Annotated in this window: 2 protein-coding genes; both read right to left on the reverse strand. The window is 74.5% G+C overall.

The window, feature by feature from the left end; genetic code table 11:
• Position 1: 1 nt before the first annotated feature.
• On the reverse strand, positions 2-17,551 hold the full coding sequence (locus tag AB0O53_RS20120) for a non-ribosomal peptide synthetase (RefSeq protein ID WP_365197146.1): 17,550 nt from the start codon (positions 17,549-17,551) through the stop codon (positions 2-4).
• A 10-nt stretch (positions 17,552-17,561) separates the two neighbouring features.
• Positions 17,562-24,188, reverse strand: coding sequence for a non-ribosomal peptide synthetase (locus tag AB0O53_RS20125; RefSeq protein WP_365197149.1), 6,627 nt, complete (start codon positions 24,186-24,188; stop codon positions 17,562-17,564).
• Between the last annotated feature and the right edge of the window lie 168 nt (positions 24,189-24,356).

Raw genomic sequence — 24,356 nt, forward strand, 5'->3', positions numbered from 1 at the left:
GTCAGTTCCCCCCGAGGTGCTGGTTGATGATGCGGGCGATCTCGGCCGCGGGCTGGGCCTTCGGCATCCCCATGTGCGTGGCGTCGATGTCGTACTCGTGGACCGTGCCGCCGATGTGCGGGGCCCAGATCGCGGCGTAGGAGTCGTCCGGGTTCTGGGTGGCGTTGAAGAAGACCGCGTCACCGCCGTAGACGGGCGAGTCCCACTCCAGGAGCATCTCGGCGTGCGACTTGAAGAGGTGGCTGCCGTTCTCCACCAGGGCCTCGCGGTCCTCGTCCACGCCGGAGCCGATGAAGAACTCCTTGAAGAACTCCCGGACCTCCGGCATGTTCACCGGGTCCTCGATGTGCCGGAACCAGCCGCTCGGCGGGCTGTCCATGAGGGCCAGCAGCGCCACCTCGTGTCCGCGCCGCTCGAGTTCGGCGGCGAGGGCGTGGGCGTAGGTGCCTCCCGTGGAGTGCCCCACCAGGTGGTAGGGGCCTTCCGGCTGGACCGCGAGGATCTGCTCCAGGTAGTCGTCGAGCATGGCCTGCGTGGACTCGGCCCGGCCCGCGCCGTCGAAGCCGCGGCCCTGGATGCCGTACACCGGCCGGTCCCCGAGGAGCTGGGCGAGGCCCACGTAGGACCAGCACAGCCCGACACCCGGGTGGACGAACCACAGGGGCGCCCCGGAGCCTTCGGTCCGCATCGGCAGGACCACCGCGAAGGGGTCCGCGAAGACGGGCGCCTGGGCCGTCTTGACCTGGGCCTGGAGGTACTCGGCCAGCTTGGCCACGGTGGTGGCCCCGAACATCACGCGGATCGGGACCTTCGCCCCGAGGACCGCGCGGATCCGGCTGATGAGCTTGGTCAGGCGCAGCGAGTGGCCGCCCAGGTCGAAGAAGTCGTCGTCGATGCCGACCCGCTCCAGTTCGAGGGCCTCGGCGAACAGCTTCGCCAGGGTGGTCTCGAGCGGGTTGCGCGGGGCGCGGTAGTCGACTCCGCCGCTGTACTCCGGGTCCGGGAGGGCGTCGCGGTCGAGCTTGCCGTTCGGGGTGAGCGGCAGCTGCTCCAGGGTGACGAAGGCGGACGGGACCATGTACTCCGGCATGCGGCTGGTGAGGTGCTTGCGCAGGTCCTCGGCCACCACGCGCTCGCCCGGTGCGGGGATGACGTAGGCGACGAGCTGCTTGTCGCCGGCCAGGTTGTCGCGGGCGGTCACGACACCGTGGTCCACGGTCGGGTGGGCGGCGAGGGCCGTCTCGATCTCGCCGAGTTCGATGCGGTAGCCGCGCACCTTGATCTGGTGGTCGGTGCGGCCGCGGAAGACGAGCTCGCCGTCGTGGCTCCACTCGACCAGGTCGCCGGTGCGGTACATGCGCTCGCCGGGCTCCCCGAACGGGCAGGCCGTGAACCGCTGGGCGGTCAGGTCGGGCCGGCCGACGTAGCCGCGGGTCAGGCCCGCGCCGGCGATGTAGAGCTCACCGGGCACGCCCGGCAGGACCGGCCGCAGCGCGGAGTCCAGGACGTAGACGCGGGTGTTGCGGATGGGGCGGCCGATGGTGACGGGGGTGCCGGCGGTGAGCTCGCCGGCCGTGGCGCCGATGGTGGTCTCCGTCGGCCCGTAGCCGTTGAACATCCGGCGCCCGGCCGACCAGGTGGCGACCAGTTCCGGCGAGGCGGCCTCGCCGGCCACCATCAGCGCCTCGACCGAGGACAGCGACCCGGCCGGCATGGCGGCGAGCACCGTCGGCGTCAGGATCGCGTGGGTCACCCCGAACGCGTCGGCGGTCTCGGCGAGCGGCGCCCCGGGGGCGAGCCGGTCCGGGTCCGCCATGACCAGGGCTCCCCCGGCGAAGAGGGACATGCACATCTCGCCGACGGAGATGTCGAAGCTCGGTGAGGCGAACTGCAGGACCCGGCTGCGGGCGGTGATGCCCAGCAGCCCGGTCACCTCCGCGACCATGTTGGCGAAGCCGGTGTGGGTGACGGCCACGCCCTTCGGCCGGCCGGTGGAGCCCGAGGTGTAGATGACGTAGGCGGTGTTGGCGACGGCGAGCGGGACGAGCCGCTCCGCGTCCGTCAGCGGTGTGCCGTCCGCGCCGTCCAGGGCGTCGGCGAACTCCGGCGCGTCCAGGGTCAGCAGCTCCGACGGGAGGTCGGGCAGCCGGTCGGCCGTCGCCCCGTCCACCAGGATCAGTCCGGTTCCGGAGTCCTCGACCATGTAGGTGAGCCGGTCGGCCGGGTAGGCCGGGTCGAGCGGCAGGTAGGTGCCGCCCGCCTTCATCACGGCGAGGACCGCGACCGGCCACTGCGGCGAGCGCCGCAGGGCCACGCCGACGACCGTCTCCGGTCCGACGCCGCGCTCGACGAGGATCCGCGCCAGCCGGTTGGCCCGCGCGTCCAGTTCCCCGTAGGTCACCTTCCGGTCCTCGAAGAGGACCGCGATCTCCTGCGGTGCCTCGGCGGCCTTCCGCTCGAACAGGGCGGGCAGGGTGAGTGCCGGCTCCTCGGTCGCCGTCCGGTTGAAGTCGGTCAGCAGGAGCTCGCGTTCGGCCCCGTGCAGGACGTCCAGCGCGCCCACCGGGATCTCCGGGTCGGCGATGAGCTGCCGCAGGATGTGCAGCACCCGCTCGGCGATCCGCTCCACGGTCCGCGCGCCGATCGCCTGCCGCTGGTACTGCAGGATCATGCGCAGGTGGGGTTCGGCGTCGGCGGCGAGGCCCACCAGGTAGGCGGCGCCGGCGGAGGGCCGGATCCCGGTGAAGGAGACGCCCGCCGCGGTGTTGGCCGCGCCCAGTGCCTCCTTGTCGACCGGGAAGGACTGGAAGAGGACGATGGTGTTGAACAGCTCCTTCAGGCCCGCCTCCCGCTGGATGCGGTGCAGCCCGAAGTGGTGGTGGTCCAGCAGTGCCGTCTGGCGCTCCTGGAGGTTCCTCAGCACCTGGGCGAGCGTGTCACTGGGCGCGTACTCGGCCCGGATGGGCAGGGAGTTGACGAACAGGCCCACCATCTGGTCGACGCCGGGCACCTCGGCGGGACGGCCGGACACGGTCGTGCCGAAGATGACGTCCTGCCTGCCGGTGAGCTGTCCGAGCATCAGCGCCCAGACGCCCTGGACCAGGGTGCCCATGGACACGCCCAGTTCGGCGGCGCGCTTCTTCAGGGCGCGGGCCTCCTCCAGCGGCAGCGGGATGTCGACCTGTCCGACGCGGGCGTCGTCGCCGCCGTCCGCGGGGGTCTCGGCGGCGAGCAGGGTGGGCTCGGAGACGCCCTCCATCTCCTTGGCCCAGGCCGCCGCGGCGGCCTTGTCGTCGCGGCGGGACAGCCAGCGCAGGAACTCCCGGTACTCGGGCACCCGCGGCTGCCCGGAGGCGTCGCCCTCGGAGGCGTACAGGTAGGCGAGGTCGCGTACGAGCAGCGGGAAGGACCAGCCGTCGAAGAGCGCGTGGTGCACGGTGAGCACCAGCTCGGAGGTCTCCTCGGCGAGCCGGACCAGCGAGGCCCGCAGCATGGGCGGCTTCGCCGGGTCGAACTGCGCGTAGTGGTCCTCGGCGAGGATCCGCTCCAGCCCCTCCTCGCGGGCGGTGTCGTCGAGGCCGCGCAGGTCGGCGAGGCGCCAGGGCAGTTCGACCTCGTCGAGCACGAGCTGGGTGAGGTCGCCGTTCGCGTCGGTGACGAAGGCGGTGCGCAGGTTGGCGTACCGGTCGAGGAGGGCCTGCGCCGCCACCCGCATCCGGGCCGGGTCGACCCGGCCCTGGACGTGGAAGGCCACCTGCACGATGTGCGGGTCGAAGGCGTCCTCCTCCAGGCGCATGGTCTCGAAGAGCAGACCGAACTGGAGCGGGGTCAGCGGCCAGACGTCGGCGAGGCCCGGGTACTGCTCCTCCCAGCTCTCGATCTCGCTCTGGGTGAGGCGGACCAGCGGGACGTCGGCAGGGGTCAGACCGCCGGCGCCGGGGGTGGCTGCGTGGTGGGCGAAGCCCTCCAGGGCGCGCGTCCACAGGTCGGCCAGTTCCCGCACCTCGGCACGGTCGAGGACGCCCGCCGGGTAGGAGACGCGGGCGTTGAACCGGGGGCCGTCGGCGGTGTCGGTGACGTAGGCGCTGATCTCGACGGTGGACAGGGCGGGCATGTCGGCGTCGAGGTCCGCGGCGAGGCCGAGGGCGTCGGCCGCCAGGGTCCAGCCGGCGTCCTGGCCTCCGTCGGCCGGGGTGCCGGCCGCGACCCGTCCCAGGTAGTTGAAGGAGATCTGGGGGGTCGGGCGCCAGTCGAGCTCGGCGGCGGTGGACGGGTTGAGGTGGCGCAGGAGGCCGAAGCCGACGCCCTTGTCGGGGACGGCCAGCAGCTGTTCCTTGACGGCCTTGAGGACGCCGCCGGCGGCGGCGCCGCCGGAGATCGCCTCCTGCACGTCGTGCCCGGCGAGGTCGATCCGTACGGGGAACATGCTGGTGAACCAGCCGACCGTACGGGACAGGTCGGCGCCGGGCACGACCTGCTCCTCGCGGCCGTGGCCCTCCAGCCGGATCAGGGTCGAGGACGCCTCGACGCCCCGGTCGGCGCGCCACTGCGTCACCGCGAGGGCCAGCGCGGCCAGCAGGCCGTCGTTGACCCCGCCGTGGAAGGCCGTGGGCAGGGTCGTGAGCAGGGCCTCGGTGACCTGCTCCGGCAGCTCCAGGGAGACCGACTCCACGGTGGACATGACGTCCACCGCCGGGTCCAGCGGCCGCGCGCCGAGGACCGGGTCGTCGCAGTCGAGCAGCTCGGACCAGCGGGCGAGTTCGGCGATGCGGTCCGGGTCGGAGGCCTCGTCGAGGAGGGCGTGCGCCCAGCGGCGGGCGGAGGTGCCGACCGCGGGCAGGGCCGGGGCGGAGCCGGCCTCGATCCGCTCCCAGGCGGTGGCGAGGTCGGGGAGCAGGATGCGCCAGGACACGCCGTCGACGACGAGGTGGTGCAGGACCACCAGGAGCCGGCCGGCGCCCCGCTCCGGGGCGAACCAGACGAACCGGGCCATGGTGCCGGCGGCCGGGTCGAGGCGGCCGGTCGCGGCGTCCAGTTCGGCCCGGGCCTGCCGGAGCCACGCCTCGTCCCAGGTGCCGGTGCAGGCCACCCGGTGCACCAGCGCGGCCGCGTCGACCGTGCCGGGGGCGGAGACCTCCAGGCTGCCGCCGGCGTCGAGGACGAGGCGGGAGCGCAGGATGTCGTGGTGGTCGAGGACCGCGTTCAGTACGGCGGCCAGGCCGTCCGCGTCGATGCCCTCGGGCAGTTCGAGCGCGGCGGACATGGAGAACCGGTCGAAGCCGCCGCCGAGTTCGAGCATGTACCGGGCGATCGGGGCGAGCGGCATGGAGCCGGTGCCGCCGCCGTCCAGCTCGGCGAGGGCCGGGCCGAGGTCCGCTCCGCCCGCGGCGGCGGCCAGTTCGGCGACCGTCCGCAGTTCGAAGATCTGCCGCGGGTTGACCACGACGCCCTGGGCCTTCGCCCGGGAGACGATCTGGATGGAGCGGATGCTGTCGCCGCCGATGGCGAAGAAGTCGTCGTCGATGCCGACCCGCTCCAGGCCGAGGACCTCGCAGTAGACGGCGGCGAGCACCTCCTCGGTCCGGTCGCGCGGGGCGCGGTAGCTCTCGCCGGTGAAGTCCGGCTCGGGCAGCGCCGCGCGGTCCAGCTTGCCGTTGGGGGCCAGCGGCAGCCGGTCCAGCGGTACGAGGACCGCGGGGACCATGAACTCGGGCAGCCGGCCGGTGACGAAGCGGCGCAGCTCGCGCATGCTGAGGCCGGAGGTCATGTCGGCCTCGAAGCGGCCCTGCGCGTCGACCTGGCCGCCGGAGTCCGGCGAGCCGACGACGTAGCCGACGAGGCGCTTGGACCCGTCGGGGGTGCTCTGGGCGGTCACCACGGCGTGTTCGACGCCCGGGTGGGCGGTCAGGGCCGCCTCGATCTCGCCGGGCTCGATGCGGAACCCGCGGATCTTGAGCTGGGCGTCGCCGCGGCCTACGTACTCCAGCTGTCCGTCGGCCCGCCGGCGGGCCAGGTCGCCGGTGCGGTACATCCGCGAGCCGGGGGCGCCGTGGGGGTCGGCGGTGAAGCGCTCGGCGGTCAGTGCGGCGCGGCCGTGGTAGCCGCGGGCGATGTCGCCGGCGACGTAGAGCTCGCCGACGGCGCCCACGGGCACCGGGTTCAGGCCGGCTCCCAGGACGTAGGTGCGCATGTTGCCCAGGGGTGCGCCGATCGGGGCGGTGTGCGCGGTGCCCCACGCGCCGTCGGCCGGGAGCGTGGAGGTGCTCGCGTAGAAGCTCTCGGTCTGGCCGTAGGCGTTGACCACGCGGACGCCGGGGACGGCTTCGCGGACCCGGGCGGCCAGGGAGACGGGCAGTGCCTCGCCGGCGAACACCACGGTGTCCGCGGTGATCCGCCCCTCGACCTGGTCGAGGAGTTCGGCGAAGACGGAGGGGACGGTGCTGATCACGCCGCCGGTCCAGCCGCCGCGCTCGCCGATGACGAGGACGTCGCGGGCCAGTTCGACCGTGCCGCCGGCCGTCAGCGTGGTGAAGACCTCGAAGACGGAGACGTCGAAGTTGACGGAGGCGGCGGCGAGGGTGCGGGTGCCGGAGTCCACGCCGATGGTGTCGGCGAGCCGCAGCAGGCCGTTGACGACGCCCGCGTGGGTGACGCTCACGCCCTTCGGGACGCCCGTGGAGCCCGAGGTGTACATCACGTACGCGGCGTTGCCGGGCAGTGCGGCCGCGGGCGCGGCCCCGGACGGGTCGGCGGGTGCGCCGAGGGCCAGGTCGCCCAGGTACAGGCGCGGGGTCCCGGACCCGGGCAGGACGTCGGCGGTGGCCGCGTCGGTGAGCACCAGCACCGGCCGGGCGTCGGCCAGGATGTGCTCCAGGCGCCGGCTGGGGTACTTCGGGTCGATCGGCAGGTAGGCGCCGCCGGCCTTCAGGACGCCCAGCAGGGCGGCGACCAGGTCCGCGGTGCGGGGCAGGGCGACGCCCACCACGCTCTCGGGGCCCACGCCGTGCCGGGTCAGCTCGCGGGCCAGCCGGTTCGCCCGCTCGTCCAGCTCGCGGTAGGTCAGCGACTCCTCGCCGCAGACCAGCGCGACCGCGTCGGGCCGCCGCGCGGCCTGGAGCTCGAACAGGGCGGGCACGGTGACCTCGGGGGTCGGCTGCTGCGTGGCGTTGAAGCCGTGCAGGACCAGCTCGCGTTCGGCTCCGTCCACCAGCTCGACGGAGGCCACCCGCTGCTCGGGGGCGGCGGCCAGCAGGCCCACGACCCGTACGAAGCGGTCGGCGACGGCCTGGGCGGTCTCCCGGTCGAACAGGTCGGTGGCGTACTCCAGGAGACCCACCACGCCCATGCCGGGCAGGTCGGCCATGTTGAAGAACAGGTCGAACTTGGCGGTCTCGGTGCGGACCCGCTCGAACTCCACCTGCAGGCCCGGCAGCGCGAAGTCCTTCCGGGCGAAGTTCTGCCAGGCGAACATCACCTGGAACAGCGGGGAGTAGGCGGTGGACCGCTCGGGGTTGAGGACCTCCACCAGCCGCTCGAAGGGCACGTCCTGGTTGTCGTACGCGGCCAGGGACTTGGCCCGGACGCGCTCCAGCAGCTCCGTGAAGGCGGGGTTGCCCGACAGGTCGACGCGCAGCACCCAGGTGTTGACGAAGAAGCCGACCAGTTCGGCGAGGGCCTCGTCGGTGCGGTTGGCGATCGGGGAGCCGATCGTCAGGTCCTCGCCGCCGCCGAGCCCGTGCAGCAGGACGGCCAGCGCGGCCTGGAGCACCATCGAGGAGGTCGCGCCGCTGCGGCGCGCCAGGTCCTCGACGGCGGCGGCCACCTCGGGGGCCAGGGCGAACTCCACGGCGTCGCCGCGGTGGGAGGCCTTGGCCGGGCGGGGGCGGTCGGAGGCGAGCTGGAGCGGCTGCGGCACGCCGGCCAGCTCCTCGCGCCAGTAGCCCACCTGCGCGGCGAGCGGGCTGGCCGGGTCCTCCTCGTCGCCGAGCACCTCGCGCTGCCACAGCGTGTAGTCGACGTACTGGACGGGGAGTTCCGTCCACCGCGGGGTGCCGCCGTCCTTGCGGGCCGCGTAGGCGGTGGCGAGGTCGCGGGCCAGCGGGGCCATGGAGGAGCCGTCGCTGGCGATGTGGTGGATGAGCAGGACCAGGACGTGCTCCTGCGCTCCGAGCCGGAGCACGGGGGCCCGTACGGGGATCTCCGTGGCCAGGTCGAAGAGGTGGGCCGAGGCCTCGGCCATGGCGTCGGCCAGGCCGCCGGGTGCCACCTCCACGAGCGGGACCTGCAGCCGTGCCCCGTCGGCCGGCAGCACGTGCTGGGCCGGGACGCCGTCGGCGTCCTCGACGATCAGCGTGCGCAGGCTCTCGTGGCGGGCCACGACGTCGCGCAGCGCGGCTTCCAGGGCCGGCAGGTCCAGCTCGCCGGTGAGGCGCAGCGGGAAGGGGGCGTTGTAGGTCGCCGAGGGGCCCTCGAACCGGTCGATGAACCACAGGCGGCGCTGGGCGAACGACAGCGGTACGGACTCGGGGCGCTCGGCGGTGCGCCGCAGCGGGGCCCGGACGGGCGCGCCGGCGGCGAGGTGCTCCACCAGTTCGACGACGGTCGGGGCCTCGAAGACGACCCTGATGGGCAGTTCGACGTCGAGGACCTGCCGGATCCGGCTGACGAGGCGGGTGGCGAGCAGGGAGTGGCCGCCCAGGGCGAAGAAGTCGTCGTCGATGCCGACCCGGTCGAGGCCGAGCACCGCGGCGAACAGGCCGCACAGGACCTCTTCCTGCGGGGTGCGCGGGGCCCGGCCGGTGGCGGCGGACGCGAAGTCCGGGGCGGGCAGGGCCCGCTGGTCCAGCTTTCCGTTGGGCGTGAGCGGCACCTCGGCGATGGCGACGACGGAGGACGGCACCAGGTGGTCCGGGAGCCGGCCCTGGAGGTAGCCGCGCAGGGCGCCGACGAGGGTGCCGATCCGACCCGCGGCGGCGGGTTCGTTGGCCAGGACCCGGTCGGCGCGGCCCGAGGGCGTGAAGCCGCCGGTGAAGACCTGGTCGGTGACGGGACCGGTGGGGACGATCACGGCGTCGAAGCACTCGGCCGCGGCGGCCGACCAGGTGAGCAGGACGCCCCAGCCGCGCTCGGCGGCCCATTCGCGCAGGTCCTGCGGGTCGAGGACGGGGCCCGCGACGGCGGGCGCCTCGATCACGCCGACCGCGGCGGCGGACCCGACCTCGTCGGCGAGCCGCGCGTTGGGGATGCGGGTGACGCGTACGGGCTGCTCGCCGTGGCCGCGGACGAACTCCTCCAGGCCGAAGAAGTCCTCGACCTGGCGGCCCCAGCGCAGCGCCGGGACGTCGCGGAGGTCGGTCGCGGCGACGGGCGCCTTGTGCAGCAGGACCTCGTAGCGGTGGCGGGTCAGCTCGTTGTGGGGGCGGCCGGCCTTCAGCCGGATGTCCACGCCGCCCGCGCCGTGCCGCTCGGCCCACCGGGCGAACCACTCGGGGTCGAGGACGAGTTCCTTCTCCATGAGGATCGCGCGGGCGACGGCGGCGCGGCTCACCGCGGCGGGGGCCTCGGGGTGCAGGGCGCGCTGCACCCCGCTGCGGAAGAGCCTCAGGGTGGCGGCGTTGCGGACGTCGCCGACGAGGATCCGCCCGCCGGGGGCCAGCAGTTCCATCGCGCCGGCCAGGACCCGGTCCATGTACTCGGCGTCGGGGAAGTACTGCACGACCGAGTTGATGACGACGAGGTCGAAGTGCTCGCGCGGCAGTCCGCCGGTGTCGTCGCCGTTCTGGTGGCGCAGGTGCACGCGGTCGCCGAAGCCGGTCTGCCCGACCTGTGCCAGCAGCCGGTCGACGACGGCGGCCGACATGTCGGTCCCCCAGTACTCCTCCACCTGTCCGAGGGTCTGGGACATGAGCAGGCCGGTGCCGACGCCGATCTCCATCACGCGGCGCGGGGACCAGTTGGTGATCTGCTCCACCGCCGCGTCGCGCCAGACGGCCATCTCGTCGAGGGCGATGGGCGCGCCGCCGGTGTAGCTGGAGTTCCAGCCGGTGAAGTCCTCGCCCCAGGCGGCGTCGGAGGCGGCGTAGAGGTCGTCGTAGATCTCCTCCCACTCGTCGACCTGCTCCTCGGCGCCGGAGGTGTCGGAGCCGTCGACGCGCGGGACCACGTACCCGACCAGGCGGCGTTCGCCCGCCCGGTCCTCGTTCCAGGTGACGACGGCCTGGGCGACGTCGGGGTGGGCGGCCAGGGCGGCCTCGACCTCGGCGGGCTCGATGCGGAAGCCGCGGATCTTGACCTGGGTGTCGGCGCGGCCCCGGAAGACGAGTTCGCCGTCCGCCGTCCAGGCCACGACGTCGCCGGTGCGGTACATGCGCTCGCCGGGGACGCCGAACGGGGCGGCGACGAAGCGCTCGGAGGTCAGGGCGGAGCGGTGGGCGTAGCCGCGGGCGAGGCCCGCGCCGGCGATGTACAGCTCGCCGGGGACGCCGGGGAGGGTGGGGCGCAGGCCCGCGTCGAGGACGTAGACCCGCATGTTGTCCATCGGGCGGCCGATCGGGATCGGCTCGCCGACCCGGTCGGGGTCGGGCATGGGGTGGGTGGTGGCGAAGGTGGTGGTCTCGGTGGGGCCGTAGCCGTCGACGACCTTCAGGCCGGGGCAGGCCCGCAGGACGCGGGTCACCGAGGCCGGGGAGACCACGTCGCCGCCGGTCCAGACCTCGGCCACGCCGGCGAAGCACTCCGGGTTCTCGTCGGCGATCACCTTGAACAGGCCGGCGGTCAGCCACAGGGCGGTGACCTGCTGCCCGGTGACGACGGCGGCGAGGGCTTCGGCGTCCAGCCTGCCGGCGGGCGCGACCACCGCGGTGCCGCCGCCGAGCAGCGGGACCCACAGTTCGTAGGTGGAGGCGTCGAAGGACTGCGCGGAGTGGAGGAGGACCCGCCGGTGGGCGCCGCCGCGGTAGCGGCGGTCCAGGGCCAGGCCGGAGACGGCCCGGTGGGTGACGCCGACGCCCTTGGGCAGGCCCGTCGAGCCGGACGTGTACATCACGTAGGCGAGCTGGTCGACGCGCTCGTGGGCGGCGGCCGGGGGTTCGCCGGGGGCCGCTGCGACGGCCGAGGCGGTGTCCGCGTCGTCCAGGACGAGGTACGGGCAGGATCCGCCGGGCAGGCCCGTGACGGTCTCGGAGTCGGTCAGGAGCAGCGCCGGGGCGGCGTCGTCCAGCATGAAGGCGATGCGCTCGGCCGGGTAGTCGGGGTCCACCGGCAGGTAGGCGCCACCGGCCTTGAGGACGGCGAGCAGGGCCGTGATCAGCTCGGGCGAGCGGGGCAGGGCCACGCCGACGACGGACTCCTGGCCGACGCCGCGGGCGGCCAGGACGTGGGCCAGCCGGTTGGCGCGGGTGTCCAGCTCGCGGTAGGTGAGGGTGCGGTCGCCGGAGACGGCGGCGATGTCGTCCGGTGCGGCGGCGGCCCGCTCCTCGAAGAGGGCGTGGACCGTCCTGCCGGGGACGGTGACGGCGGTGTCGTTGAACCCGTCCAGGACGCGGGCACGTTCGGCGGGCTCCAGGACGTGGACGGAGCCGACGCGGGCGTCGGGGTCCGCCACGAGCTCCTGGAGAATGCGGGCGAAGCGGGCGGCGATGCCCTCGACGGTCTCCGGGTCGAAGAGGTGGTGCTGGTACTGCAGGGCCACCCGCAGGTGCGGGTCGGCGAAGGCCATCACGACCAGCGGGTAGTGGGCTCCGCTGAGCGGGCTGATGCCGGTGACCGCGATGCCGGCGGCGGAGTTCGCCTCCTTGATGGCGACGCCGTCGATCGGGTACGACTCGAAGCCGACGAGGGTGTCGAAGAGGACGTTCAGGCCGACCGAGCGGTGGATGTCCAGCAGGCCGTGGTGGTGGTGGTCGAGCAGGGCGCTCTGCCGGTTCTGCAGGTCGCGCAGCAGGCCGCCGAGGGTGGCGCCGGGGGTGCACTCCACCCGCACGGGCAGGGTGTTGATGAACAGGCCGACCATCGAGTCGACGCCGGGGACGACGGGCGGGCGGCCGGAGACGGTGGCGCCGAAGACGACGTCCCGGCGGCCGGTCAGTCCGGCGAGGACGAGCGCCCAGGTGCCCTGGACGAGGGTGTTGAGGGTGAGGCCCAGCTCGGCGGCGCGGCGGCCGAGGTCGCGGGCGTCGTCCGCGGACAGCGGGATGTCGATCTGGCCGATGCCGGCCGGGTCGGCCGCGGCGCCCGCGTCCGGGGCGATCAGCGTCGGCGACTCGACCCCGGCGAGTTCGGCGGCCCAGGCGCGGGCGGAGGCCTCGCGGTCCTGGCCGGCCTGCCACACCAGGAAGTCGCGGTAGCCGGGCACCCGCGGCAGGACGGAGGCGTCGCCCTCGGATCCGTACAGCCTCAGCAGGTCCTGCATGAGGACCGGGATGGACCACCCGTCGAAGAGGACGTGGTGGGCGGTGAAGACGAGCTCCCAGCGGTCGGGGGCGAGCATGACGAGGGACATCCGCACGAGCGGGGCCCGGGTCAGGTCGAAGTGCGAGGCGTGGTCCTCGGCCAGGAAGCGCTTCAGCGCCTCCTCGCGGCCCTCCTCGCCGAACCCGCTGAGGTCGAGGTACTGCCAGGGCAGCTCCACGCGGTCCACTACGACCTGTACGCGGTCCCCGGCGGCGTCGTACACGAACGCGGCGCGGAGGTTGGCGTACCGGTCGAGCAGCGCCTGGCCGGCGGCGCGCATGCGGGCCGGGTCGACCTCGCCGGCGAGGTGGAAGACGAGCTGCATCTGGTAGGCGTCGAAGGTGGAGCCGGCGAGCTGGGCGTGGAAGAGCAGGCCGTCCTGCATGGTGGTGAGCGGCCAGACGTCCTCCAGGCCGGGGTGGTGCTCCTCCCAGGCCTCGATCTCGTCCTGGCCCACCCGCACCAGCGGTACGTCCGAGGGGGTCAGGCCGCCCGCGCCGGGCGCGGCGGCGTGCCGGGCCAGGGCCGTCAGGGCGGTGCTCCACAGCTCGGCGAGCTCCTCGACGTCCTCCTTGGCGAGCAGCCCCGTGGGGAAGGCGAGGCGGGCGGTGAGCTGCGGGCCCTGCTCGGTGTCGGTGACGAGCGCGCCGACGTCGAGCGTGGAGAGGGCCGGCATCCGCCCGCCCGGCTGCGCGATCAGCTCGGTGGTGCCCTCGGCGAGGGTCCAGCCGACGCCCCGCAGCTGCTCGGAGGCGTCCTGGCCGGCGGAGAAGCGGCCGAGGTAGTTGAAGCCGATCTGGCCGGTGGGGTAGCGGCGCAGCACGTCGGCGGTCTGCGGGTTGAGGTGGCGCAGCAGGCCGTAGCCGACGCCCTTGTCCGGGAGGGACAGGAGCTGCTCCTTGACGGCCTTGACCGCGGCGCCGGCGGCGGCGCCGCCCGCGAAGGCGTCGTCGAGGTCGATCCCGGCGAGGTCGAGGCGGGCGGGGAACATGGTGGTGAACCAGCCCACGGTGCGCGACAGGTCGGCGCCCGGTACGACGTCCTCCTCGCGGCCGTGTCCCTCGACCCGGATCAGGGCGGAGGACTCCTCGGTGCCGCGGGCCGCGCGCCAGCGGGCGACGGCCAGGGCCAGCGCGGCGAGCAGGCCGTCGTTCACGCCGCCGTGGAAGGCGGCCGGGAGGGTGGTCAGCAGGGTCTCGGTGACGGGCACGGGAAGCGTGAGCCAGGTGTGGTCGACCGTGGACATGACGTCGACGGCCGGGTCCAGGGCGCGCGTTCCGAGGAGGGGGTCGGGGCCCGCGACGGCCGAGCGCCACAGGGCGAGTTCGGCGACGCGTGCGGGTGCCTGCGCCTCGTCGGCCAGGGCGTGCGCCCAGCGGCGGACCGAGGTACCGGTCGTGGGCAGCTCGGGGGTGCGGCCCTCGCGGACCTGCTCCCAGGCGGTGGCGAGGTCCGGCAGCAGGATGCGCCAGGACACCCCGTCGACGACGAAGTGGTTGAGGACCAGCAGCAGGCGGCCCGCTCCGTCCTGCGGGGCGAACCAGACGAACTGCGCCATGGTGCCGGCGGCGGCGTCCAGCCGGCCGGTGGCGGCGTCGAGCTCGGCGGTGGCCCGTTCGAACCACCGCTCGTCCCAGGTGCCGTCGCACTCGACGCGGTGGATCAGCGCGTCGGCGTCGACGGAGCCGGGCGCGGCCACCTCCAGGGCGGTGCCCGCGTCGCCGGTGACCAGCCGGGAGCGCAGGATGTCGTGGCGGTCCAGGACCGCGCCGAGGGTGGCGGCGAGTCCGGCCCGGTCGATGCCCTCGGGCAGCTCGACGGCCGTGGACATGGCGAACCGGTCGATGTCCTCGCCCAGTTCGAGCAGGTACTCGCCGATGGGGAGCAGCGGCATCCGGCCGGTGCCGCCGCCGTCGAGCTCGGTCAGCCGCGGCCCGGTGCCGGCCCCGGCGCCGAGGGTGGCGACCGCGGCCAGTTCGGCGACGGTGCGGTGGTCGAAGATCTGGCGCGGGCTGACCTCCACGCCGCCGGCGCGGGCGCGGGAGACGACCTGGATGGAGCGGATGCTGTCGCCGCCGATGGCGAAGAAGTCGTCGTCGATGCCGACCCGGTCGAGGCCGAGGACCTCGGCGTAGACGGCGGCGAGGACCTCCTCGGCGGCGTCGCGCGGGGCCCGGTACTCGCCACCGCTGAAGTCGGGCTCGGGCAGCGCGGCCAGGTCGAGCTTGCCGTTGGCGGTCAGCGGCAGCCGGCCGACCATGACGAACACGGACGGGACCATGAACTCGGGCAGCCGGCCCGCGGCGAAGCGCCGCAGCTCGCGCACGGACACGTTGGTGGTGAGGTCGACGTCGAGGTCGCCGAGGCTGGCGACGGTGCCGAAGCCGCCCTGGTCGGCGTCGAGCGGGACGACGTGGCAGACGAGCTGCTTGCTGCCGCGGCCCTCGCGGATGGTGACCACGGCGCGGGCGACGCCCGGGTGGGCGGTCAGGACCGCCTCGATCTCGCCGGGCTCGATGCGGAAGCCGCGCACCTTCATCTGCGCGTCGTCGCGGCCGGCGTACTCCAGCTGCCCGGCGGGGTTCCAGCGTGCCAGGTCGCCGGTGCGGTACATGCGCGTTCCGGGCGTGCCGTAGGGGTCGGCGACGAACCGGTCGGCGGTCAGGGCGGCGCGGCCGTGGTAGCCGCGGCCGATCTCGCCGGCGACGTACAGCTCGCCGACCACGCCGGCCGGGACGGGCAGCAGGCCGGGGCCGAGGACGTAGGTGCGGACGTTGCCGAGCGGGGAGCCGATGGGGGCGCTGCCGGGGCCGTCCTGGTCCTCGTCGGCGGACAGGGTGGAGGTGGTGGCGTAGAACGACTCGCTCTGGCCGTAGGCGTTGACCACCCGGACGCCGGGGATCGCCTCGCGGACGCGCCGGACGAGGGAGGTGGGCAGGGCCTCGCCGGCGAAGACCACGGTGTCGACGGCGATGCCGTCGCCGACCTGTCCGAGGAGTTCGGCGAAGACGGAGGGGACGGTGCTGATCACGCCGCCGCTCCAGCCGCCGCGCTCGCCGATCACCAGTGCGTCACGCACCAGTTCGACGGTGCCGCCGGAGCAGAGGGTCGCGAAGATCTCGAAGACGGACACGTCGAAGTTGACCGAGGTGCCGGCCAGTACGCGCGTCCCGGCGCCGACGCCGATGGCCGAGGCCAGTCCGAGGACGTCGTTGACCACGTTGGCGTGGGTGATCGCGACGCCCTTGGGCGTGCCGGTGGAGCCCGAGGTGTAGATGACGTAGGCGCTCTGGCCCGGCCGGACGCCGGCGACGGCGGGAGCCTGCGCGTCCTGCGGGCCGTCGGGGCCGATGTCGCCGGTGAACAGCCGCGGGACCTGCGTCGGCGGCAGTACGCCGACCGTCTGCGCGTCGGTGAGGATCAGCGCGGGCGCGGCGTCGTCGAGGATGAAGTCGAGGCGGCGGCTCGGGTATCTGGGGTCGATGGGCAGGTAGGCCCCGCCCGCCTTCAGCACGCCGAGCAGGCCCGCCACCAGGTCGGCGGTACGGGGCAGGGCGACGCCGACGAGGGTCTCGGCGCCCACGCCGCGCGCGGCGAGCTCCCGCGCGATCCGGGAGGCGCGCGCGTCGAGCTCGCGGTAGGTGAGGGTCTCGTCCCCGGCCTCCAGCGCGACCGCGTCCGGGGTGGCCGCGGCCTGCCGCTCGAAGAGCTCGCCGACGCCCACCTCGGGCAGCGCGACGGCGGTGTCGTTGAACTCGCCGACGACGGTGTCCAGTTCGTCCTGGTCCAGTACGGACGCCAGGGCGACCGGGCGGTCCGGGCGGGCGACGACCTCGCGGATCACCCGCAGGTAGCGGTCCACGACGGACTGCGCCGTGGAGCGGTCGAACAGGTCGGTGGCGTACTCCAGGTAGCAGAGCATGCCCGGGCCCTCGGGGTCCGAGAAGTAGTTGAACTCCAGGTCGAACTTGGCGGTCGGGGTGGCCAGCACCTCGAAGCGCGCCCGCTCCAGACCCGGCAGCTCCAGGTCGATCCAGGCGTCGTTCTCCCAGGTGAACATGACCTGGAACAGCGGGTGGTAGGCGGTGGACCGCTCGGGGTTGAGGACCTCCACCAGGTGCTCGAAGGGCGCGTCCTGGTTGTCGTACGCCGTCAGCGCCTTCTGGCGCACCTGCTCCAGCACCCGGTCGAAGGTGGGGACCCCGGAGAGGTCCGTGCGCAGCACCCAGGTGTTGACGAAGAAGCCGACCAGGTCGGCGAGTTCGTCGTCGGTGCGGCCGGCGACAGTGGAGCCGATGGCGATGTCGTGGCCGGCGCCCAGGTGCTGGAGCACCACGGCGAGGGCGGCCTGGAGCACCATCGGGACGGTCATGTCCCGCTCGCGGCCCAGGGACTCGACGGCGGCGAGCAGTTCGGCGTCGATCGGGAAGGCGACCGTGTCGCCGCGGTGGCTGGCCACCGGCGGGCGCGGGCGGTCCGTGGACAGGCGCAACGGCGTCGGCACGCCCTGGAGCTCTTCCTTCCAGTGGGCGACCTGCGTGGAGACCACGCTCGCCGGGTCCTTCTCGTCGCCGAGCAGCTCGCGCTGCCACAGCGTGTAGTCGACGTACTGCACCGGCAGCTCGGCCCACTGCGGGGCCCCGCCGGCCAGCCGGGCGGTGTAGGCGGCGGCCAGGTCGCGGGAGAGCGGCTCCATCGACTCGCCGTCGCTGGCGATGTGGTGGACCAGCAGGAGCAGCAGGTGCTCGCGCTCGCCGGAGCGCAGCAGGGTGGCGCGGACGGGTATCTCCGCCGACAGGTCGAAGGCGTGCTGGGCCGCTTGCCGGACGGCCTCGTCGACCGCGTCGGGGGCGGTCTCCACCAGCGGCACGTCGAGCTCCGCGGCCTCCACCGGCAGCACCTGCTGCGAGGGGACGCCCTGCTCGTCGACCACGATGAGCGTACGGAGGCTCTCGTGCCGGGCCACGACATCGCGCACCGCCGACTGCAGGGCAGTCCGGTCGAGCTCGCCGGTCAACCGCACGAGGAAGGGGACGTTGTACGTGGCCGACGGCCCCTCGAACCGGTCGATGAACCACAACCGACGCTGTGCGAACGACAACGGGATCATTTTACTGTCCACTCCTGTCCATCTTGCGCAGTCGAGGCCGGCTCGACGTGCCTGCGTTCTTGACCGTGCGCGAAAGTTCTGAGATTGCGTGGGACTCGAAGATCGACCGCAGGGGCACGCTCACGCCGAGCACCTTGCGGATGCGGCTGGTGAGCCGGGTCGCCAGGAGGGAGTTGCCTCCCAGTTCGAAGAAGTCGTCGTTCATGCCGACCCGTTCGGCGCCGAGCACCTCCGCCAGCAGCTCGCACAGAGCCGCCTCCTGCGGGGTGCGCGGCGCCCGGTAGGGGCGGGCGGCGGGCTCGGGCTCGGGCAGTGCCGCCCGGTCCACGGCGCCGTCGGGGGTCAGCGGCAGCCGTTCCAGCGTCACGAGGACCGCCGGGACCAGGGCCGCGGGCAGTTGCTGCGCCGCGTGGGCCCGTACCTGGTCGGCGTGGGCGGCGGGGTCGGCCACGCGGTGTCCGGCGGGGGCCACGACGTAGGCCACCGAGCGGGCGGTCCCGCCCGGTCCCTGGCCCTCGCGGACGACCACTGCGGCCTGCTCCACCCCGGGGTGCCCGGTGAGGACGGCCTCGATCTCGGCGGGCGTGACCCGCGTGCCGCGGACCCGCGCCTCGGGGCCGGTGCGCCCGAGGAGTTCCAGCCGGCCGTCCGTGGTCCGGCGGACCAGGTCGCCGGTGCGGAACATCCGTGATCCGGCTGCCCCGAAGGGGTCGGCGACGAACCGCTCGGCGGTCAGCGCGCCGTGGCCACGGTAGCCGCGGGCCGGCGCACCGCCCGCGAGGTACAGCTCGCCGACCGCGCCGTGCGGTACGGGCGTGAGGCCCGCGCCGAGGACGTACGCCCGCACCCCGGCCAGCGGAGTTCCGACGGGCACGGTCCCGGCCGCCGCCCCGGCCGCGTTCCCGGACGCGTTGCCGGGCGGCCGCTCGCCGTCGGGGGGTGAGTACGCCGTGGCGGGACCGGTCTCGGGGTGGCCGTGGACGTTGACCAGGCGGGCGCCCGGCGCGGACGCTGCCGCCCGCAGCGCCAGCGCGGCCGGCAGCGGCTCGCCCGAGAGGACGAGGGTGTCGGCGGCGATGTCCTCGACCGCCTCGTCGAGCAGGTCGGCGAGGGCGGAGGGGCTCGTGGCGAGCACCCCGACCGGGCCGGCCGCGCCATCGCGGAGCACCTCGACGCCGCCGCCCGCGCAGAGCGCGGCGACGATCTCCGGGAAGGGGAGTTCGGTGTCGGAGGCGGTTGCCAGCAGCAGGGGCCGCCCGGCCGCGGGGCCGAGCCGCGCGAGCAGCCCGGGCACCCGTCCGGTCAGGTTCCCGTGGGTGGTCTCCACCCCCGTCGGGCCGCCCGAAGTGCCGCAGGCGTACGAGAGGTGGGCGAGCGAGTCGGCCCGTACGGGGGGCGCCGCCGGGGCCGGACCGCCGCCGGTGCCCGCGTCCTCCAGGGTGAGGACGGGGACGCCGGTGTCCGGCAGGGCGAGCGCCGTGTCCGCGTCGGTGAGCACCAGCAGCGGCCGGGCGTCGGTCAGGACCCGCGCGAGGCGGTCGGCCGGGTGCCGCGGGTCGAGGGGGAGGACCGCGGCCCCGGACTTCAGTACGCCGAGCAGCGCGACGGCGAGGTCCGCCGACCGGGGCAGGGCCACGGCGACCGGGGTCTCCGGCCGGGCGCCGCGTCCGGTCAGGGCCCGTGCGAGCAGGTTCGCCCGCTCGTCGAGCTCCCGGTAGGTCAGGGACCGCCCGGCGTCGGCCACGGCCACGGCGTCGGGGGTGTCGGCTGCGCGCCGCTCGAAGAGCCCGGGGACCGTCGCCGTACCCGGCAGGGCGTCCGCGTGCGCGCCCGTGTCCGCCTCCGCGCCAGTGTCCGCGTGCGCGGCTCCGGTGGTGCCGGGGCCGTGCAGGAGCAGGTCGCGCTCGGCGGGCTCCAGTACCTCCACGGCGGCCACCCGGCGGGAGGTGTCCTCGGCCACCTGCCGCAGGATCAGGCCGAAGCGGGCGGCGAGGGACTCGGCGGCGGCCGGGTCGAGCACGGTGTCGCGGTACTGCACCGCGAGGCGCAGCCGGTCCGGCTCGATGAAGGCGAGCACGGTCACCGGGTAGTGGCTGGCGGTGAAGGAGCGGATGCCGGTGATCGAGATCCCGGCACGCCGGCTGGCTTCGACGATGCCGGCCCTGTCCATGGGGAAGGACTCGAAGCCGATGATCGTGTCGAAGAGGGATTCCACGCCCGCGGCCTGCTGGATCTCGGCCAGGCCGAAGTGGTGGTGGTCCAGGAGCGCCGCCTGCCGGCCCTGGAGCGCGGTCAGCAGCTCGGCGACCGTGTCCGCGGGCGCGCACCGGACCCGTACCGGCAGGGTGTTGAGGAACATGCCGACCGTCGCGTCCACACCGGGCAGCGCGGGCGGCCGGCCGGCGACGGTGGAGGCGAAGACCACGTCCCGGCGGCCGGTGAGGCCGGCCAGCAGCATCGCCCAGGCCCCCTGGACCACCGTGTTCAGGGTGACGCCGAGTTCGGCCGCGCGCCGCTGGAGTGCGCGGGAGGCGTCCGCGGGCAGCGGCACCTCCGCCTGCCGCATGGCGTTGTCCCCGGCCGCTTCCGCGGGGGCGGCCTCGGCCGGGGGGAGCAGCGGGGCGAGCAGGGTCGGCTCCCCCACTCCGGCGAGTTCCTCGCGCCAGACCCGTGCGGACTCCTCGCGGTCCTGGCGGGCGAGCCAGGCGAGGAAGTCGCGGTGGCTGCGGGCCGGTTCCAGGCCGGTGTCCCGCCCGGCCGATCCGTAGAGGGTGAGCAGGTCCTGCATGAGCAGGGGCACCGACCAGCCGTCGAACAGCACGTGGTGGGCGGTCAGTACGAGTTCGTGGGTGCGCTCGCCGGTCCGGACGAGGGACATCCGCAGCATCGGCGGGGCGGACGGGACGAAGTGCGTGGCGAGGTCCCGCGCGAGGAACCGCTCGAAGGCCTCCGTGCGCTCCGCCTCGTCCAGGCCGGACAGGTCGAGGTCCTGCCAGGGCAGGGTCACGGAGTCGAGGACGAGCTGGACGAGGTCCCCGTACGCGTTGTGCACGAAGGCGGTCCGCAGGCCCGCGTGCCGGTCCAGCAGCGACTGGCCGGCCGCGCGCAGCCGGGCCGGGTCCACCTCGCCCGACAGGTGCAGCGCGTACTGCACCTGGTAGGCGTCGAAGGAGGAGTCCTCGAAGACCGAGTGGAAGAGCAGGCCCGACTGGAGGGCGGTGGTGGGCCAGACGTCCCTCAGGCCGGGGAAGCGCCGCTCCCAGCCGTCGATGTCGTGCTGGCTCGCCGTCACCAGCGGCAGGTCCGAGGGGGTCAGTCCGCCGGCGCCGGGCCCGGCCGCGTGCCGGGCGAGCCCTTCCAGGGCGGCGCGCCACAGGTCGGCGATCTCCCGTACCTCGGCCGGGGAGAGGACTCCTTCGGGAGCGCTGAACACGGCGCTCAGCTCGGGTCCGGCCGGCCGGTCGGTGACGGAGGCGTTGATGTCGAGTTCGGCGGAGGCGGGCATCCGCGGGTCCTGCGCGGCGTCGAGTTCGGCCAGCTCGGCGATGGCCTCGGTCTCGGGGGCCGGGGTGAAGCCCGGCCCGCTCGGTTCGCCGGGCAGATCGGCGCTCGGTTCCCCGGGCAGGTCGGCGGCCGAGGAGAAGCGGCCGAGGTAGTTGAAGCCGACCTGCCCGACGGGGTGCTCTTCCAGGACGGCGGCCGTCCGCGGGTTGAGGTGGCGCAGCAGTCCGTAGCCGATGCCCTTGTCGGGCAGGGCCAGGAGCTGTTCCTTGACCTTCTTGACGGCCAGGCCGGCGGCCGGGCCGCCCGCGAAGGCCTCGTCGAGGTCCACCCCGGCCACGTCGAGGCGCACCGGGAAGGCGGTGGTGAACCAGCCCAGCGTGCGGGCGAGGTTCGCGCCGGGCACGGCGGCCTCCTCGCGGCCGTGGCCTTCGAGGCGGATCAGGGCGGAGGACTCCTCGACGGAGCCGGTGCGCCGCCACTGCGCGAGGGCCAGGGCGAGCGCGGCGAGCAGCCCGTCGTTGACGCCGCCGCGGAACGCCGCGGGCAGGTCGGTCAGCAGGGCCTCGGTGACGGACACCGGGAGCTGTACGTGGGTGGTGTGCACGCGGGCCCGTACGTCGACGGCCGGGTCCAGCCGACGGGCGCCGAGCAGCGGGTCGGGGCCGTCGACGACCGACCGCCACAGGTCGAGTTCGGCGGTCCGCCCGGGTCGGTGGGCCTCGTCCGCCAGTGCGTGGGCCCAGCGGCGCATCGAGGTGGCGACGGGCGGGAGTTCGGGGGTGCGCCCGTCGCGGACCTGCTGCCAGGCGGAGGCCAGGTCGGGCATCAGGATGCGCCAGGACACGCCGTCCACGACGAGGTGGTGCAGGGCGAGCAGGAGCCGGCCGGCGCCCCGCTCGGGGGCGAACCACACGAACTGGGCCACCACGCCCGCGGCCGGGTCCAGCCGGCCGGCGGCCTCCTCCAGTTCGCCGAGCAGCACGGTGCGCCAGGATGCGTCGTCCCAGCGGCCGTCGCAGGTGACGCGGCGCAGCAGCGGGTCCACGGCGACGGACCCGGCGGGCGCGACCAGCAGTCCGGCTCCCTCGCCCTCGCCGTCGTTCTCGCCTTCGCCCTCGGGCACCAGGCGGGCGCGCAGCAGGTCGTGTCGGTCCACTACGGCCGTCAGGGTGGCGGCGAGGCCGGCCGCGTCGATGTCCTCGGGCAGTTCCAGGACCATCGCCTGGAGGAAGCGGTCGAAGCCGGGGCCCCAGTCGCGGATCCAGCGGGCCACGGGCAGCAGCGGCATCCAGCCCGTGCCGCCGCCGTCGAGCTCCTCCAGGACCGGTCCGGCGGCGTCGCCGTGCCCGTTCGCCGCGGCGATCTCGGCGAGCCGCGCGACGGTGCGGTGCTCGACGGCCTGGCGGGCGGTGACCACGAGGCCGCGGGCCCGCGCCCAGGAGACGACCTGGAGCGACTGGATGCTGTCGCCGCCGAGGGTGAAGAAGTCGTCGTCGATGCCGACCCGGTCGCGGCCGAGGGCCTTGGCGTACAGCTCGGCGAGGACCTCCTCCTGCGGGGTGCGCGGGGCCCGGTAGGTGCCGGCGGTGAACTCCGGCCGCGGCAGGCGGGCCTTGTCGAGCTTGCCGTTGGGGGTCAGGGGCAGCCGGTCCAGCAGGACGAAGGCGGCGGGGACCATGTGGTCGGGCAGGTGCCGGCCGGCGTACGCGCGCAGTTCGGCGGTGCCGAAGCCGGAGTCGAGGGCGATGCTGCCGTACGCGCTGCCCTGCGGGCCGCCGTGGCCGGGCCGGCCGGAGGCGGCGGGCACCACGTAGGCCACCAGGCCCCGGCTGCCGCCCTGTTCGTACGGCAGGACGGCGGCGTCGGCGACACCGGGGTGGCCGCTGAGGACGGCCTCGATCTCCAGGGGTTCGATCCGGATGCCGCGGATCTTGACCTGGGTGTCCGCGCGGCCGTGGAAGACGAGGTCGCCGTCGGGGGTCCGCTCGACGAGGTCTCCGGTGCGGTACATCCGCGCGCCGGGCCCGCCGAAGGGGCAGGCCACGAAGCGCTGGGCGGACAGGTCGGGGCGGCCCAGGTAGCCGCGGGCCAGCGAGGCGCCCGACACGTACAGCTCGCCGGTCACACCGGGGTCCACCGGGCGCAGCCGGTCGTCGAGGACGTGCACGCCGGTGTCGGTGATGGGGCCGCCGATCGGGGGCACGCGGCCGTCGCCGGCCAGCGGGGCGCTCATGGTGGCGCACACGGTGGTCTCCGTGGGCCCGTAGGCGTTGATCATGCGGCGGCCGGCCGACCAGGTGGCGACGAGTTCGGGGGTGGTGGCGTCTCCGGCGACGACCAGCGTCCGGACGGAGGCCAGGGCCCCGGCCGGGACGGCGGCGAGTACCGGGGGCGGCAGCGTCACGTGGGTCACGCCGTGCCGGGCGATGGTGTCGGCGAGCGGGTCGCCGGGGGCGAGGGCGTCCTTGTCGGCGAGGACAAAGGCCGCGCCGGACAGCAGGCCCATGCACATCTCCCACACCGAGGCGTCGAAGCTCGGCGAGGCGAACTGCAGCACGCGGCTCCCGGGGCCCGCTCCCAGCCGCTCGATGTGCGTGGCGAGCAGCGGGGCGAGGCCGTTGTGGGTGACGGCGACGCCCTTGGGCCGGCCGGTGGAGCCCGAGGTGTAGATGACGTAGGCGGTCTGCGCGACGCGCTGCGGGCGGATCCGGTCGGTGTCGGTGAGCGGGGCGGCCGCCTCGCGGGAGACCGCGAGGGCGGTCTCGGGGGCGTCCAGCAGCAGTACGGGGGCGGGGAGTTCGGGCAGTTCGCCGCCGGTCGGGGTGTCCGCCAGGACCAGGCGGGCGCCGGAGTCCTGTGCCATGTACCGCAGGCGCTCGGCCGGGTACGCGGCGTCCATGGGGAGGTAGGCGCCGCCGGCCTTGAGGACCGCGAGGACGGCCGTCCAGAGCTCGGGCGAGCGCTGCAGGGCCACGCCCACGACCGTTTCCGGGCCGACGCCGCGGGTCACCAGGAAGCGGGCCAGGCGGTTGGCCCGCGCGTCGAGTTCGCGATAGGTCAGCGACGTCCCGCCGAAGACGAGGGCGACGGCGTCCGGCGAGGCGGCGACGTGCTTCTCGAACATTTCAGGAATCGTCGCCACCGGCACCGCCGCGTCATGGAACGAGCACAAAGCGACCATCCCCCAATGGTTGGACATGAAGACCGGGATCTCGTGGGTTTGATTTCTCAATTAATCGCAGCCGGAGTGTCGGCGCGGCAACCCGAAAAAGCTGCCATACAGGCATTGCCC

It is taken from the genome of Streptomyces erythrochromogenes (assembly GCF_040684695.1).
Classification (GTDB): domain Bacteria; phylum Actinomycetota; class Actinomycetes; order Streptomycetales; family Streptomycetaceae; genus Streptomyces; species Streptomyces erythrochromogenes_C.

Bases quoted from the DNA above. Each gene is read 5' to 3' on its own strand.
- AB0O53_RS20125 (WP_365197149.1), bottom strand. From the start codon at position 24,188: ATGTTCGAGAAGCACGTCGCCGCCTCGCCGGACGCCGTCGCCCTCGTC.